Genomic DNA, 12,157 nt, shown 5'->3' with positions numbered 1-12,157 from the left:
ATTCCTGCCCGATTTCAAGCGCGCGCGCCATCATGTAGCGATAGCTAATTTGACTTCATTTCATCAGAGATCGCTGCGCGCATGCTCGTAAGCGCAAATTGCAGCCGCGAACGTTTCACAAGCGGTGAAGTGGGCCTGTGAGTGCTCCGAGAAGACGTCCACGTTGATAACGTGTTCGCTACCGCGCCTTTGATTTGCGTCAAATCGCGTGGCGGGACTGGCTATCGCGCACCATGAAGCCCTGAAGGGGCTAAACGATGTCAAGACCGCCCGCGAGTAAGATCCAATAGCCGCGACTGGCCGAAGGACTGAACATGCTAAGTTCCACTCCTTTCGCTGGACTAAGAGCCGATTGGAGTTGAGCGGTGCTGGGGGCAGAAGTTCAGTCATCTCGAATAGAGGAACCATGGCTCCTTCAGGTTCAGATACTCGGCATTGATGCCTGACCAACGCTCCGCGATACGCGAACCAAAGCCCATCACCTGCAGAACCTCGACATTGCGGCGCGTCGCGTCCGCAAGTGTGTTGCGGGCAGCCGCCTGGCTGTTGGCTCTTTTGGCGGGCTCGCGCGTGCGGCTTCGGCAAACAAGGTCAGGCTGAACAGAATGACAGCGCCGGCCAGTGCCGTCATGCCGATCCAGAAATGGAACAGGAAGCAGATCGCGAGATAGAGGGGCATCCAGGGCAGATCGAAAAGAGCCGTTGGGCCGGCGCTCGACAGGAATGACCGCACTCGATCAAGATCGCGCAAGGACTGAAGCCCGTCGCCCGTCAGCTTGGTGCGTAAAGGCAGGCGCATAAGGGCGGCATAGACCTGGCCGCTCATGCGCGCGTCGAGCGCCATACGATGCGCACTAGCAGGCGCCACCGGATGAGTTCAAGCACACCCTGGAATCAGCGCGATGCCGGCAAACGCCCGGCGAATGGAAGCCAGAGCCGCCGCGAGGGTTGTTCGCGGCGGCTCTGAGGGCCGGGACTGCGGCATCGGCAATCAAGCCGTCGCATCCGTCGACGGCCGCACCATGATCTATCCGCAGGCGCGTGTGCTGGGCGGCGGCTCCTCGATCAACGCCCAGGTCCACCGCCCGCCGCCAATGCGAGCGGGTGACCCGATGCGTAGTCATCCCCGAACCAGGTCGTGTGATCATAGCCCCATGCAACATCGAAGCGCGGGCAAGCTTGGGGTCCTGTCAAGGCACCTGCTTGAAGAGAGCAAATGGCCTCGTTAGTTCCCTCTTTTGGTTGGAGCCATAAGCCTTCCTCGGGGGAGGGAGATACTTCTCAATATGAGTTGAGGTTGCCCGGCCGCTGGCCCTGCGCAGCTCTGTGCTCCTCCTCCATCCGAACGGTCTGCATCATGCCGCTAGCCGGTTTTGATCCTGCGGGGCTTCGCATTGGCGATAGCGAGGAAAATACTGTCGAGCAGATCCGTGTCGCGGAACGGCTTGCCAAGCAAGGGCACGTCGGTCGGCCGACCGGCGATCTCTTCGCCACCGGCATAGCCTGTGATGATGACCGCCGGCCAATCGGAGCGCAAACTACGTGCAAAGCGGATGACATCCAAGCCGGTTACCAGGGGCATGGCGAAATCGGTAATGATGACGTCGAATTCGTCGGGAGCGCGTTCGATCATGGCCAAGGCTTCGGCCCCGCCTCCCGCGCAAGTAACCTCGAACCCGCGCTGGCGGAGCGAATCGGCTGTCAGTTGCAGCAACACGCTGCTGTCATCGATCAGAAGGATCGATGGGCGATCTGCGGAAGCGTCTAGAAGCGTATGCCCAACGTCGGCTTCCAGCGAAGGACTGCCCGGTTCTTCGACGGAGCGCGGCAGCCACAGCTGCATGGCTGTTCCACGATCAACGACGCTGTCAATGCGCAGCGTACCCCCGGATTGCTTCACAAAGCCGTAAACCGTGCTGAGACCGAGACCCGTTCCCTTCCCGACCGGCTTTGTGGTGAAGAACGGTTCGATGACCTTTGCCAGAATATCAGGTGCGATGCCCGAGCCTGTGTCCCTGACCGTGACAACGACATAGTCTCCCGCCGGCACGTCCTCCGATCGATTTCCAACCGATCGGTTCTGCGCTTGAACCGTTATTGTCCCGCCAGAAGGCATGGCGTCGCGCGCATTGAAAACTAGATTCATCAACGCAAGCTCAAGCTGTCCGGCGTCGACGTGCACCGGCCATGCCGCGTCGTCGATCTGCCAATCGAAGCGGATCAATCCTCCCAGGACCGGTGCAACCAGGCCGTTCATAGTGTCGCCCAGGGCAGCAAGGCGCAGCGCTTCCGGCCGCAGGGTCTGGCGCCGCGAAAAGGCAAGCATTCGCGTGACGAGGTCGGCACCTTGTTTGGCAGAACGCCGCATTAGGTCGACAACCTGTTGCGCCTGATCGTCTAGCGTCCCCCGGCGTTCGAGCAATCCCAATCCGCTGAGAATGGCGGCGAGCAGATTGTTGAAGTCATGGGCCAGGCCACCCGTCAGTTTACCGATCGCATCAAGACGCTGCGATTGCAGCAGCTGACCCTCAAGCCCGCGCCGCTCGGTAATGTCAAGCAAGGTACCCAGTATCTCGGGCTCACCACCGTCGGAGCCGTTCGACATCACGCCCTGGTCGAGGAAGATACGATACTCGCCGTTGGCGCACAGCCAACGGAATTCGCACGTGTAGGAGCCGGTAATTTTTGCCGCCTGAAGTGCCTGCTCCAATCTTGAGATATCTTCGGGATGGACGCGGCTGAGGCCAAAATCGGCTTCCGAGGTCAGCTTTTCTGGTGAAAATCCGGTAATGCGTTCGACACCCTTGGTGACAAATCGCGCCGCAAAGGGCGGATTGGCTGCTCGCGCATGGAAACAGACCGGCAGGGACCTCAGGATCGCATCCTGCCGCTCCTCGGCGCTTCGCAGCGCTCGCTCCGCCTCAAGCTTTTCCTTCTGCGCCTGGAGCGCCTGCGCCAGCAGTCCCTGCTCGGCCGCCGCCTTTCGCTGGATCTCCAGCGTCTTTTCGTGAAGCTCGACGAAAACAGCGACTTTGGACCGCAGCATGATTGGATCGAACGGTTTGAACACAAAGTCTACGGCGCCGGCATCATAGCCGCGCAACATGTGAGCCTCTTCCTTGTTGATGGCGGTGAGGAAGATGATTGGCGTGCGCTTGGATTGTTCGCGCTGGCGCACAAGTGCCGCTGTTTCATAGCCGTCTATTCCCGGCATGAGGACATCCAGCAGGATGACCGCGAAATCCTCCTTCAGCAAAAAGCGCAGGGCCTCTTCACCTGATTGTGCGCAGATGACATCGCCGGTCGTGGCAAGGACTTCGCTGATTGCTAGCAGATTGCGTTCATCGTCGTCGACGGCGAGGATGCGGGCTCGTGCCGGCCCCCCGTCCAATTGTACAAGCTCAAGCTTCCGTCCTTTGGTTCTCACCTGCTTTTGCATGACCGGCCGTTAGTTCACTGCCATGAGCATTTTTTCCGGTGTATCAACGCGCGATCGGGAACGACCAATCCAGACACGGAGCAACGCGAGCAGGAGATCGAGATCGACCGGTTTGGCGATGTAGTCGGAAGCCCCGGCATCCAGACATTTTTGCCGGTCGCCCTTCATCGCTTTGGCCGTCACCGAAATGAGCGGGATATGAGCAATCGCAGGCGTGCCTCGAATGCGCCGCATTGTCTCGTAGCCGTCCATCTCCGGCATCATGATGTCGATCAAAGCTGCATCGACGTCGGGAGTTTGCTCCAGAAGCGCAATGCCCTCACGGCCACGCTCAGCATGCAGAACTTGGATATCGTAGGTCTCCAGGACGCTGGTGAGCGAGTAGATGTTGCGGATATCGTCGTCGACGATAAGCACCTTTGCGCCTGCCAGATCAAATTTGCGATTTTCGTCGATCGTTGGCCCCCTTGCTTCGCGGCTTTCTGCGGGCAGCGTTGCCGAAATATGAAGCGCCAGCTGGGCAAAATTCTCTGCCCGAGGCGCATTGGCAAGCGCCGGATTCAACGCCAGAACCTGTTCGAGCGCATCCGGATGCGGGGCAAAAAACAGCAGCTGCGGCAGAGCATCGCCGAACTGGGCGGTTACCTCGTCCAGTGCTTGCGCGTTGTCCTTGGCGGATCGTCCGAAGCCGAGCACGACGGCATCATAGGAAGGCATGCCAGCGTCGTCCGCATTTGCCGCGAAACGACCGACCGCAGTCACCGAGGTCACGCCATCGCGGATCGCTTCGACAAGCGAAAGGCGGCGTTCCGGATCGGGGTCGGCGACGAGCACACGGCGCTGGATGCGCAGCTTCTTGGAATGGATGTCCTGAAACACCTTCATCAACTCATCTGAGGACACGGGCTTGGTGGAAATGCTGGACGCCCCTTTTCGGGCAAGACCTTCGATGTCCTCTGCACCCGAGATCACGTGAACGGGAATACCCTTCGTCTTCTGATCATGGCGCAACAGATCGAAAAGCACCCAACCGTCAATATCGGAAAGTCCGAGATCAAGTGTGATCGCGTCAGGAACCAGTTTGCGAGCCAATGCCAGCGTGCCCGAGCCGGCGTTCGAGAGGACGCCTTTTAGCCCTGCGGAGCGGGCTAGACCCAGCAACAACCCGCCAAAAGTCGGGTCGTCTTCGACGATCAGCACGACGCGGTCGGTCGGCGAGATGGAATCGCGGTCGTCGATCAGTTCCACCGAAGGCGTACTGCCGGGCGAAGCTGGCGCAGCGACGGTGTCTGTCGGCGCAGGCAATGCCGATTGCACTGCCGCCACGCGGGGGCCGGCGAACGGGATGACCAGAGTAAATGTCGACCCCTGGCCTGGTGTGCTTTCGACGCGCAATTCGCCGCCAAGCAAACGAGCGATCTCCCGGCTGATCGAGAGCCCGAGGCCGGTGCCGCCATATTTGCGGCTGGTGGTGCCGTCGGCCTGCTGAAAGGCTTCGAAAATCAGCTTCTGCTTGTCTTCGGGAATGCCGATGCCGGTGTCGGTTACAGCGATGGCCAAGGCCTTTACCGGATGCGCGGAGCCTGTGCGGCGCCCGGTCTTCTCGACCCGGAAGTTCAGACTGACCTCGCCTTCCGAGGTAAACTTGAACGCGTTCGAGAGCAGGTTGAGGACAATCTGCTGCAAGCGCTTCTCATCCGTGCGAACTGTCTCTGGAAGGGCTGGGTCGACCTTGATGGTAAACCCAAGGCCCTTGTCTGCCGCCAGCTGCCGGAACGTGCGCTCCATGTGCTGACGCAGATGCGTGACCGGCATATCGTTGATGTCGATCGAGACGGTCCCGGATTCGATCTTCGACAGGTCGAGAATGTCATTGATGAGACTGAGAAGGTCGGTTCCGGCAGAGTTGATGGTGCGCGCAAACTCGACCTGCTTTTCGTTGAGATTGCCCTGCTGGTTGGTTGCAAGCAAGTTCGAGAGAATAAGCAGCGAGTTGAGCGGCGTGCGCAGTTCGTGGCTCATATTGGCCAGGAACTCGGACTTGTATTTCGACGTCAACGCCAGCTGCTCGGCTTTCTCTTCCAATGCGCGCCGGGCCATCTCAATTTCAAGATTCTTGTTTTCCACCTGCTTCTTTTCGTTTTCGAGCAGCTGCGCCTTTTCCTGCAGCTCCTCGTTCGTCGTATGCAGCTCTTCCTGCTTCTTGGTCAGTTCGGTCTGACGAGCCTGCAACTCCGAAGTCAGCAGTTGCGACTGCTTGAGCAGGCCTTCGGTGCGCATCGTTGCGGCAATGGTGTTGAGAACGATGCCGACGGACTCCATCAGCTGGTTGAGAAACGACTGGTGCGTGTCACGGAACTGGCCGAAAGAGGCGAGTTCGATGACGGCCTTGACCTCATCCTCGAACAAGGCCGGCAGGATGATGACATTGGCCGGCGAGGCGCTGCCGAGACCAGATGTGACGCGCAGGAAATCCGGCGGCACGTTGTCCAGCATGATGGCACGCTTGTCGGCCGCACTTTGGCCCACCAGGCCCTCGCGCAGATCGAGCCGTTGCTTGATGGCCGACTTGCTTTCGGCGCCGTAGGACGCCGCTAGCTCGAGATAGGATTCCTCTTCGTCGCGATTGGTGACATAGAACACGCCATATTGCGCGTTCACCAGAGGGGCGAGCTCGGACATGATGAGCCGCGACACGGTGGCAAGATCGCGCTCGCCCTGCAACATGCGCGAAAACCGGGCGAGATTGGTCTTCAACCAGTCCTGCTCGGCATTTTTCAACGTCTGATCCTTCAGGTTGCGGATCATCTCGTTGATGTTGTCTTTGAGCGCAGCGACCTCACCGGAGGCTTCGACGCTGATCGAGCGGGTCAGATCGCCCTTGGTGACCGCAGTCGAGACTTCGGCGATGGCGCGCACCTGGGTGGTCAGATTGGCGGCGAGCTGATTGACATTGTCGGTTAGATCGCGCCACAGGCCGGCCGCACCCGGCACGCGCGCCTGTCCGCCGAGCTTGCCTTCGATCCCGACCTCGCGGGCAACATTGGTCACCTGGTCGGCAAATGTAGCAAGCGTCTCGATCATGCCGTTGATGGTGTCGGCCAGCGATGCGATTTCGCCCTTCGCATCCACCGTCAGTTTGCGCTTCAGATTGCCCTGTGCGACCGCCGTCACGACGTCGGCTATGCCACGCACCTGGTTGGTCAGGTTCGTCGCCATCAGGTTGACGTTGTCGGTCAGGTCCTTCCACGTGCCGGCGACGCCTTCGACCCGCGCCTGACCGCCAAGCTTGCCCTCGGTGCCAACCTCACGCGCCACACGCGTCACCTCGCCGGCGAATGAATTGAGCTGGTCCACCATGGTGTTGATGGTCGACTTGAGCTCCAGGATTTCGCCCTTCACATCGACCGTGATCTTTTTCGACAGGTCGCCTCGTGCGACGGCCGTGGTGACTTCGGCGATGTTGCGGACCTGGCCGGTCAGATTCTCGGCCATGGAATTCACATTGTCGGTCAGGTCCTTCCACGTGCCGGCAACGCCGCGCACCTGCGCCTGGCCGCCGAGCTTGCCTTCGGTACCGACCTCGCGCGCCACCCGCGTCACTTCAGAAGCGAAGGAATTAAGCTGGTCGACCATCGTGTTGATGGTGTCCTTGAGCTCCAGAATCTCGCCGCGTACATCGACGGTGATCTTCTTCGACAGATCGCCGAGCGCCACGGCGGTGGTCACCTCGGCGATGTTGCGCACCTGGCCCGTCAGGTTGGCAGCCATTGCGTTGACGTTGTCGGTGAGATCCTTCCACGTGCCGGCAACGCCGCGCACCTGCGCCTGGCCGCCGAGCTTGCCGTCGGAGCCGACCTCGCGCGCCACACGCGTCACCTCCGAGGCGAAGGAATTGAGCTGATCGACCATCGTGTTGATGACGTCCTTGATCTGCAGGATTTCGCCCAGCGCATCGACGGTGATTTTTTGGGTCAGGTCGCCCGTCGCTATGGCTGTTGCCACCTTGGACACGTCGCGCAATTGCACCGTCAGATTGCCTGCCATGGCGTTGACGTTGTCGGTGAGGTCCTTCCAGGTGCCGCCAACGCCCTCGACATGCGCCTGGCCACCGAGCTTGCCTTCCGAGCCAACTTCGCGGGCCACGCGGGTCACTTCCGAGGCGAAGGAGTTCAGCTGGTCGACCATCGTGTTGACGGTGTCCTTGAGTTCCAGAATCTCGCCCTTGACGTCGACGGTGATCTTCTTCGACAGGTCGCCACGCGCCACGGCCGTAGTAACCTCGGCGATGTTGCGCACCTGCCCGGTCAGATTGGCGGCCATCAGATTGACGTTGTCCGTCAGATCCTTCCAGGTGCCGCCGACGCCCCTCACCTCAGCCTGGCCGCCCAGCTTGCCTTCGGTACCGACTTCGCGCGCCACGCGCGTCACTTCCGAAGCAAAGGAGTTTAGCTGATCGACCATCGTGTTGATGGTGTCTTTGAGCTCGAGGATTTCGCCCTGCACCGCAACCGTGATCTTCTTCGACAGGTCGCCCGAGGCGACCGCCGTCGTCACCTCGGCAATGTTGCGCACCTGGCCGGTCAGGTTCTCCGCCATCGAGTTGACGTTGTCGGTCAGGTCCTTCCACGTGCCGGCAACGCCGCGCACCTGTGCCTGGCCGCCCAGCTTGCCTTCGGTACCGACCTCGCGTGCCACGCGCGTCACCTCGCCGGCGAACGAATTCAGCTGATCGACCATGGTGTTGATGGTCGACTTCAGCTCGAGGATTTCGCCCTTCACGTCGACGGTGATCTTCTTAGACAGATCGCCCAAGGCCACTGCCGTCGTCACTTCGGCGATGTTGCGCACCTGCCCGGTCAAGTTCTCAGCCATGGAGTTCACATTGTCGGTCAGGTCTTTCCAGGTGCCACCGACGCCTTCGACTCGCGCTTGGCCGCCAAGCTTTCCCTCGGTGCCGACCTCGCGAGCGACGCGCGTCACCTCCGAAGCGAAGGAGTTGAGCTGATCAACCATCGTGTTGATAGTGTTCTTCAGTTCGAGGATTTCGCCTTTCACATCGACGGTGATCTTTTTCGACAGATCACCTGACGCGACCGCAGTCGTGACCTCCGCGATGTTGCGCACCTGCCCGGTCAGGTTGGTCGCCATCGCGTTGACGTTGTCGGTCAGGTCTTTCCACGTGCCCGCAACGCCTTTGACGCGCGCCTGGCCCCCAAGCTTGCCTTCAGTGCCGACCTCGCGCGCCACGCGCGTCACTTCCGAGGCGAAGGACGCCAATTGGCCGACCATCGTGTTGACGATCTTACCGATGCGCAGGAATTCGCCGCGTAGGGGCCGGCCGTCAATTTCGACCATCATGGTTTGCGAGAGGTCGCCCTTGGCCACGGCGCCGATGACCCGCGCAACCTCAGCCGTGGGCTGAACCATGTCCTCGATCAGATCGTTGACCGACCGGACACTGGATTCCCAACTGCCGGTGGCGTTGCGCACCCGGCCGCGTTCGTTTATCCGCCCCTCCTTACCAACAACCCGGCTCAAGCGCTCGAACTCGCGCGTCACCTGGTCGTTGAGATCGACGATTTCATTAAACGTGTCTGCGATCTCGGAATCGAGGCCTTCATAAACGTTGTCGATACGGACGGAAAAATCGCCGCGTCTGAAGGCTTTTAGAGATTTCAGGATATTTCGACGGTCCAACTGCTTCTTGGATGCCTGCAAGGTCACAGCCACTCCCCCACGTCTTATTTCGGATAATTGCCCCTCGCGGGCGGACGATACACCGCGCCGCAAGTCCCAAAACGCCGATACCCGATTTTGGTTCCATGGCAATTCAGCCGGGTAATGCCGAGGCGATGCTGTACCGATTTTGCTCTTCACCAGATCACATCCGCGTGAATTGCTGTCGATTAACCAAGTCGAAGAGCCGCCATCAGCGACGCTTGGCTCGTCGGTGCGCACGAAAGGAATCGAGCGTGAAATACGTGCCCGCCTGCCTTGGGCGGTGAGGAAGTACCTCAAAGCCGAGACCGGTCGCAGCGCATTGCGAATGCGCGAAGACGATGCGGAAGAGTTCGAGGCCGTCGCTGGGAACCATCGAAGTGCTGCCGATCCTGCCGCGCGAAGTCGAGGACATCCTGACGATCTCTTCGCGCGAGCGTCACAAGTGGCTCAAAGACGAACGGCTGCAAAGCATTGGCAGCCGCACCGTGAAGATCTGCGGTCGATCGTAGGCTCGCAGTCGTCTTGCGAGACTTGCTCAGTCTAGGAGTCCTGATCCTAGAGGTCGATGCGCTGCTCGCTGGCCGGATCGAGCAGGTAGCTCTACCCTCAGTCGGCGGCTTGCCCTGCTCATCAACCATGGATGATGCGCGGCGTTTCGTGACTTGTGAATCGACCGTGAGTTTCGGCAAGGGGCTGGCTCGAACCAAATCACACCTGGGGCACAAGACCGACGTGCGCGTTGACGCGCTGGCATTATACGCGATCACGCATATCTTCCATATATACCTGATCCCGTATATCTCTGTTTTATGCGTGATCCCGTATATTGACGATTAATACGCGATCGCGTATATTGCGAGCATGGAGGCCTATCATGACAGACCAGATCGCTCGCAACGAAAAACAACTCGGGGCCATCCTGCGTCGCACCCGCAAGAACGCCGGCCTCACGCAAGGCTCGCTGAGCAACCAAATCCACCTGCGCCAAGGTACGGTCTCCCGCCTTGAGGCCGGCGAGCCCGCAATGCAACTCCGCACCTTGATGGCCGCCCTCTCTGCCCTTGACCTTGAACTCGTCGTGCGCGCGCGCAGCAAAGGCAGCTCTGCTGATATTGAGGATCTGTTCTGATGACACGGCGTCCGGCTCACATTCCTCTGAATGTTTTCCTAAACGGGCGCCCGGTGGGCGTACTGCGCAGGGCATCGACGGGCGCCATCGACTTCCAATACGCCCGCGAATGGCTGGACTGGCGCGGCACCTTCCCAATCTCACTCTCGCTTCCCTTACGGGAAGACCGCTATATCGGCACGCCAGTGACCAACGTCTTCGATAACCTGCTTCCGGACAATGACGCCGTACGAAGGCGTATTGCCGAACGCGTCGGCGCCGACGGCACGGACGCCTACAGCATGCTGGCTGCGCTCGGCCATGACTGCGTCGGCGCATTGCAATTCCTGACCGATAGCATGGATCCAGGCCCTCCCGGCAGTGTCGAAGGCAAGCCGGTCAGCAACGAGGACGTCGCCGGAATAATCGAGAACCTTGCTGCCGCTCCGCTAGGCCTCGGCGAGGATGAGGACTATCGCATCTCGATTGCCGGCGCTCAGGAAAAGACCGCACTGCTGCGCAAAGAGGGAGCCTGGTTTAAACCGATCCGCACGGCAGCGACCACCCATATCCTGAAGCCGCAGATCGGTCGGCTGCCGAACGGCATCGATCTCTCCAACAGCGTCGAGAACGAGTATCTGTGCCTCAAGCTGCTACAAGCGTTTGGCGTTCCCGCGGCCCAGGCGGAGATCGCTGACTTCGGCGAGCGACGTACCCTGATCGTAGAACGCTTCGACCGGCTGTGGGCCCGCGACGGCCGCCTCCTGCGCCTGCCGCAAGAGGATATCTGTCAAGCGCTGTCAGTGCCGCCGACCCGCAAGTACCAGTCGGATGGCGGTCCCGGCATGCGCGAGATTGTCGAGCTTCTGAAGGGTAGCGATACGCCAGATGAAGACATCGCCACGTTCTTGCGCACCTGCATCTTGTTCTGGCTGATTGGCGCGACCGACGGCCACGCCAAGAATTTCAGTATTTTTCTCAGCCCTGGCGGACGATTCCGGATGACGCCCCTTTACGACGTGCTGTCCGCGCAGCCCAGCCTTGATGCCGGACAGATTGCGCGCAAAAAATTCAAAATGGCAATGTCGGTTGGCAAGAACAGGCACTATTCGGTACCTGACATCATCCCACGCCACTTCCTGCAGACCGCTGACATTGCCGGTGTGGGTACTCCTGTCATGCGCAGAATTTTCGATGACATTGCTGAAAACGTGGAGAAGCAGGCCGACCAAGTGATCATGTCGCTGCCCCGCGGTTTTCCTGAACAGCTTGTCGACTCGGTGAAGTCGGCTATCGGCAAGCGGGCGGCTCTCCTCGCAGGTGGCAAGGCTGATGCCATCGATTGATCAAGGTGCGGGAATCCGGCTGGCGGGACTTGTTTACCTCTCCTGTTCAAGCCGCCTTCAACGAAGAATCACCCGCACTCTATTGTTTTTAACCCAGCTAGGCTGGGTTTTTTCTTGTTTGCCGCTCGAAAGTCCGACGCATAGGCCGTCAAAAGTTCGCGGTTTGACCAACTATCGGCACCAATCGGGCGATTTTTGCACCTTGCGGCGTCTGGCAGAGCATCCAAACAGTCCTGGAAAGTACCGTCACCACCGCCAAAAATCAAATGATACAGCAGGCACGGAGCACGTGTCATCTCTATGAGTTGTTTCTGCTCCACCCACAGTAGTTACCGGTGGGAGGCGCGATGGAGGAGCACGGCATAAAACCGCACTACAGATTATAGCTTGCTTCACAAATGCGCCTTCTTGCGAAACCGCGCCTTCTTGGCTTGGTCGCCGTATGTTGTCATTGAACACCAACGAATCAGAACCCTAAATGCTTGTCGTTGCCGCCGATTACCCCACGCAACGCTGAAGGGCCTTTCGAAGCCGGGAGGC

General features: G+C 59.8%; 6 protein-coding genes and 1 pseudogene. 4 read left to right on the top strand and 3 right to left on the bottom strand.

Translation table 11 applies throughout. The annotated features are described in order from the left end of the window. Positions 1–478: 478 nt before the first annotated feature. The 3 genes from NKH52_RS16305 to NKH52_RS16295 form a co-directional block, all read right to left on the bottom strand. Entirely contained in the window at positions 479–844 is a 366-nt protein-coding gene (locus NKH52_RS16305) for a hypothetical protein (protein ID WP_352731892.1), read from the bottom strand. Positions 845–1,363: 519 nt separating this feature from the next. Then, on the bottom strand, positions 1,364–3,439 hold the full coding sequence (locus NKH52_RS16300) for a PAS domain-containing hybrid sensor histidine kinase/response regulator (RefSeq protein WP_352731894.1): 2,076 nt from the start codon (positions 3,437–3,439) through the stop codon (positions 1,364–1,366). A gap of 9 nt (positions 3,440–3,448) precedes the next feature. Then, complete coding sequence (locus NKH52_RS16295; protein ID WP_352732131.1) at positions 3,449–9,160, bottom strand: HAMP domain-containing protein; 5,712 nt, start codon at positions 9,158–9,160, stop codon at positions 3,449–3,451. A 178-nt stretch (positions 9,161–9,338) separates the two neighbouring features. Between NKH52_RS16295 and NKH52_RS35505 the strand changes: the two are divergent. The 4 genes and pseudogenes from NKH52_RS35505 to NKH52_RS16275 form a co-directional block, all read left to right on the top strand. Further along, positions 9,339–9,669: pseudogene (locus tag NKH52_RS35505) on the top strand (hypothetical protein); the annotation flags it as partial. Between the two features lie 16 nt (positions 9,670–9,685). Continuing rightward, positions 9,686–10,000 carry a hypothetical protein gene (locus tag NKH52_RS16285; RefSeq protein WP_352731899.1) on the top strand — a complete coding sequence of 105 codons (315 nt, stop codon included), beginning with the start codon at positions 9,686–9,688 and terminating at the stop codon, positions 9,998–10,000. A 37-nt stretch (positions 10,001–10,037) separates the two neighbouring features. After that, positions 10,038–10,292: a helix-turn-helix domain-containing protein gene (locus NKH52_RS16280; RefSeq protein ID WP_352731901.1), complete on the top strand. Its 255-nt coding sequence runs from the start codon at positions 10,038–10,040 to the stop codon at positions 10,290–10,292. Next, the gene (locus NKH52_RS16275; protein WP_352731903.1) at positions 10,292–11,617 is read left to right on the top strand and encodes a type II toxin-antitoxin system HipA family toxin; all 1,326 of its coding nucleotides are present in this window, start codon (positions 10,292–10,294) and stop codon (positions 11,615–11,617) included. The genes NKH52_RS16280 and NKH52_RS16275 overlap by 1 nt, the downstream gene beginning before the upstream one ends. Positions 11,618–12,157: the final 540 nt, after the last annotated feature.

Source organism: Mesorhizobium sp. M1066 (genome assembly GCF_040318635.1).
GTDB lineage: Bacteria > Pseudomonadota > Alphaproteobacteria > Rhizobiales > Rhizobiaceae > Mesorhizobium.
The sequence above is the reverse complement of the archived record's forward strand: the minus strand, read 5'-3'. Positions and strand labels throughout refer to the sequence as shown.